Consider the following 1,577-nt stretch of genomic DNA (forward strand, 5'->3'; position numbering starts at 1 on the left):
GCCGCCACTTTATTAGGCAGGTCGTCGAGCATCTTGCGTGACGACTGCTGGCTGGGCTGGGTCTCGTCGAGCAGATGGCCCCAGTCGGTCAACCATAGCTGCACCAGCTCTTCGGTCATTTCCGGGTGGCCTTGCAAGCCCAACACTTTGTCACCCCAAGCGAACGCCTGATTGGGGCACCAGGGGCTGGAGAGCAGGCGCTCAGCACCCGGCGGAATATCGAAGGTATCGCCGTGCCATTGGTAGATAGGGAACTCATCTGGCAGGTGTTCCAGCCATGGATTGCCTGCGGCTTGATGGGCCTGCCACAACGGTTGCCAACCGATCTCGCGGTACGGCATCCGGTGCACGGCGGCGCCCAACGCCTTGGCTAACAACTGACCGCCCAAGCAATGACCGAGCAAGGGGATGTCGCGCTGGATGAAGTAGCGCAAGGCGGCAATCTCGGTTTCCAGCCAGGGCAAGGGATCGTTGGCGCTCATGGGGCCGCCCATAATGGCTACGGCCTTGGGTGAGTCCAGGTCGTAACCCTCGAGCTCGCCGAGGTCGACACGCAATACGGTGAAATCCAGTTGTCGTTCGTCCAACACCTTGGCCAGGTGGCCGGCTGGGCAATAGTCGACATGGGTGAGTATCAGAATTTCGCTCATCACTGAACCGCCTCTACTTTTCCAACCTTATGAGGCAAACGCCGTGCCGAGGTCGAGCAAATTCCAAGTAAATAGCTGCCGAGCCCGTTGTAAAAAAAGCGCAACGGCGAAGCATCAGACACATCTGGACAGATACCCCTCCGCGCGCCAACCGCTCTGCGACGAACCTTTGCGAACTCAACGCCTCGAAGCAACGTCCTTTCTTTAAAAGCGTGCGAGGCCTTTACGTGTCTGATTCGATTGCCAACGGCTACAGCTATATTCTGAAAACCATCGGCTATGTCGGGTGGGCGTTGTTCTGGCTACTGCTGTGGGACCTGATCGTTACCGTCGACTACATGCTGTTTCTCGACCGCAAGATTCAACTGCCGTCCATGCCGCTGACACTGCTTGGTTCGGCCCTGGTGGTGTTGATCAGCTTTCGCAACAGCAGCGCCTATAACCGTTGGTGGGAAGCGCGCACGTTATGGGGCTCGATGGTTAACAGCTCGCGCAGCTTTGCCCGCCAGGTGCTGACACTGATCGACGACAATGGCGCAACCAATCCGGTGAAAACAGTGTTGCTGCGCCGCCATGTCGCCTATGTACGCTGCTTATCGGCCTCGCTGCGCGGTGAACGCTGCGCCGATGAGGTGCAGGCATTTGTCTCCAGCGGTGAATTTGCCCGGCGCCACACCACCTACAACTTCGCCAACGACATTCTTAACGGCTCTGCCGCGCTGCTGGCCCGCGAGTACCAGAACGAGCGCTTGGACAGCATTCGCCTGGCGCGCATTGAATCCACGCTGGTCGACCTTTCCAACGCCCAAGGCGGTTTGGAGCGCATTGCCAATACGCCGCTGCCCTACCCCTATGTGTATTTTCCACGGCTGTTTCTCAGCGTGTTTTGCCTGATTGTGCCGATCGGCTTGGTGGAAACCCTGGGCT

2 protein-coding genes are annotated in these 1,577 nt (G+C 58.5%); one reads left to right on the top strand and one right to left on the bottom strand.

From position 1 onward, the window contains the following. A partial coding sequence (locus AAAB16_RS20580) for a type 1 glutamine amidotransferase (RefSeq protein ID WP_340665002.1) occupies positions 1-650 on the bottom strand: 650 nt, incomplete at its 3' end. Positions 651-877: 227 nt separating this feature from the next. Here AAAB16_RS20580 and AAAB16_RS20585 point away from each other — a divergent pair. Then, on the top strand, positions 878-1,577 hold a 700-nt coding region (locus tag AAAB16_RS20585; RefSeq protein WP_340665003.1), incomplete at its 3' end, for a bestrophin family ion channel.

It is taken from the genome of Pseudomonas sp., from assembly GCF_037994325.1.
Lineage (GTDB): Bacteria > Pseudomonadota > Gammaproteobacteria > Pseudomonadales > Pseudomonadaceae > Aquipseudomonas.